At 63.7% G+C, this 2602-nt stretch carries 2 protein-coding genes; both read right to left on the minus strand.

Annotated elements, in window-relative coordinates; all coding sequences use genetic code 11:
- Nucleotides 1-121: 121 nt before the first annotated feature.
- Nucleotides 122-862 carry an IS21-like element helper ATPase IstB gene (istB, locus tag IVA79_RS04350; RefSeq protein WP_247550646.1) on the minus strand — a complete coding sequence of 247 codons (741 nt, stop codon included), beginning with the start codon at nt 860-862 and terminating at the stop codon, nt 122-124.
- A gap of 10 nt (nt 863-872) precedes the next feature.
- Nucleotides 873-2399 (minus strand): IS21 family transposase, encoded by a 1527-nt coding sequence (istA, locus tag IVA79_RS04355; protein ID WP_247550647.1) that lies wholly within the window; start codon nt 2397-2399, stop codon nt 873-875.
- Nucleotides 2400-2602 lie beyond the last annotated feature (203 nt).

The raw sequence follows: 2602 nt of genomic DNA on the forward strand, positions 1-2602 counted from the left end.
TGCGGATTCCGACGATCGCGCGCATGTATTCCGATCTGATGCCGCGCAGCTTTCCGATCTGATCGCGCGCAGGTGGAGCACCTGATCGTCGTGGCAAGATGTCACCGTGTTTGGGGTCCGGTCAAGCGGCAGCGGGGATGGTGGACCTGCGCATGGATTCGCCGCTGAGTTCGAGCCGGTGAGCGTTGTGAACCAGGCGGTCAAGGATTGCATCGGCGTAGGTGGGATCCCCGATCAGATCGAACCAGCGGGCCACCGGGAGCTGGCTGGTCACCAGCGTTGAGCGACGCCCGTACCGGTCTTCGAGGATTTCAAGCAGGTGATGACGGGCATTACCGTCGAGCGGTTCAAGCCCCCAATCGTCGAGGATGAGGAGATCGACCCTGGCGAGGCTTTTCATGCGCGCCGCGATGCGGCCGTCACCCTTGGCCAGGGACAGGTCATCGATCAGGCGCGGCAGCCGGGTGTAGAGGACCGAGCGATTGTCACGGCAAGCCTTGTGGCCGATAGCGCAGGCCAACCAACTCTTCCCGACGCCGGCCGGCCCGATGATGGCCAAGCCCTCATGGGCGGCGATCCAGTCGCCCTTGAGCAGCCTGTCGAACAGTCGGCGATCGAGACCGCGCGCAGCGCGGTAATCGACGTCCTCGGGCACGGCATGGTGGCGTAGCCGGGCATGACGAAGGCGAAGCGCAAGGCGCCGGTCATTGCGGTAGGTCGCCTCGTGATCGAGCAGAAGGGCAAGCCATTCGGCGTGGCTGAGGTTGGCGACATCGCTGTTGCTTTCCAGTTCGATGAACGCATGGGCCATGCCTGCCAGACCGAGTTGCCCCAGCAGTTCGAGAGTCGGGTGTTTGAGCATTGCAGTCCTTTCAGTGGTAATATCCGGGGCCCCGGATGTTGGTGTGGAAGATCGGCGTTTGCTCCGGGGCTTTGCGCACCGGGATCTTGTCGAGCCCCTTCTCGAGGATCGATTTGACCGAGGGATAGTTGCGCGCCTGGATCTCCAGCGCGCGCCGCGCGGCCGCTTCCAGGCGTTCGGCGCCGAAGCGCTTCTCCAGTCCGATGATGCCGAGGCATGACCGGTAGCCCTGCTCGGGATGCGGCCGATCCTCGATGATCTTCTCAACCAGCAGCGACAGCATTGGCCCGATCCGCGCAGCTTCTTCCCGGATCTTCAACGGCGTCCATTCACGGTAGCGCCGGTGGCTGGACGGCATATGCTCGGGGATCGTCGTATGCCGCCCGTTGCCGCTTCCACGCATGTGGGCGGCGATGCGTTCGCCATCAAGGAAGATTTCGACGGTGCGTGCGGTAATGCGGGCCTCGACCTCGCGGCGGGCGAAGCGCCACGGCACCGAGTAATGGTGGTGCTCAATGGCAATGTGATAATCGAGCCCAACCCGGCAACGCTTCCACTCAGCATGGATCCACGGTTCGCTCGGCAGCGGCTTGAGGTTCGGCGCGTCGATCTCCTCGAACAGCTGACGCCGCGTTTTGCTGTACTGGCGCAGCACCCGTGTGTCGTTGAGATCGGCGATGCACTCGGCGACCGCAGCGTTCACGTCGGCCAAGCTGTAGAAGATTCGGTTACGCAAGCGGCCCAGAACCCAGCGTTCGACAATGCCGACGCAGGCCTCGACTTTCGCCTTATCCCGCGGCTTCCTCGGCCGCGCCGGGAGCACCGCCGTGCCGTAATGGCGCGCCATGTCGGTATAGCTGCGGTTGACCATCGGATCGAAGTGACACGCCTTGATCACCGCGACCTTCGCGTTGTCGGGGACCAGAAGATGGGCCACGCCGCCGAAGAATGCGAAGGCGCTATTGTGCGCCTCGATCCAGTCGGCGAACTGCTCGGTCCACGTCGCGCAGGCAAATGACAAGCTCGATCCGCCGAGCACCGCCACAAACAGATGGGCATCGCGCACCTCACCGGTCCGGCGGTCGACTACAACCGGCACCCTGTCGCCGGCGTAATCGACAAACATCTTCTCGCCGCCCACGTGGTTCTGCCGCATCGTCAGAGGCAGGCGGCCTTCCCAGCGCCGGAACAGGTCACACCAACGACTGTAGCGATAGCCACCCGGGTGCGCGGCGATATATTCTTCCCACAGAACCTGCAGCGTCACATGCTTGCGCTTCAGCTCACGTGCCACCGCCGACCAGTCCGGTTCCGCCTGCTTGCGCCGGCCGGGCTTCACCCCAGGTAAGCCGTACAGGCACGCTTCCAGGTCGGCATCGCTTATCTCCACAGGGACTGGCCAGCTCAGCCCGGAGCGGGCAAACCGCTTCAGCATATCCCGGACCGTCGTCGCCCCGACCCCGGAACGCTCGCCAATCACCCGCGTCGATAGCCCTGCTTCCAGGCTCAGACGCAAAATCTCGCGCACGTGGCGCATCGTAACCCTCCTCGTCGGCATCCATCTCTCCGGTCGCTATCCGACCGGAAAATGCCCCAACGATCAGGTTCTCCTACCTCCAAAGTGCGCGCGATCCCTTCGGAATCCTGCGCGGACAATTCTCGGAATGCTGCGCGCCATCACTTCGGAATGCCGCGCGCGATCAAATCGGAACGGTGCGCGCGATCGCCTTGGAATCGGCA

It is taken from the genome of Bradyrhizobium sp. 138 (assembly GCF_023074075.1).
GTDB lineage: Bacteria > Pseudomonadota > Alphaproteobacteria > Rhizobiales > Xanthobacteraceae > Bradyrhizobium.